Below are 316 nucleotides of genomic sequence, written 5' to 3'. Positions count from 1 at the left end.
ATAAGCTCTATAATAGGTGATGAGTATATTAGAGATAATGGATATATTAGAGATGTTGACAATACATATGCTATAAATTTTATAGATTTAAAGAAATACCATNNCAACTGAATAGACCAAATTACTGCCCAAAATACATAAATTTTTTAATAACTCATTACTATTCATAAATAAATATCTTTNNNCTCTGAGATAAAAATATAATAATATTGATATTATAGATATTATTAATATTATTANGTAACATTCAAACATAGTTAGATTATTAGTAGAAATGATGGCTGATAAGAATCCAATTATATATAATATAGTACAA

This window comes from Candidatus Nanopusillus massiliensis (assembly GCF_920984865.1).
Note: the sequence above shows the minus strand (reverse complement) of the source record.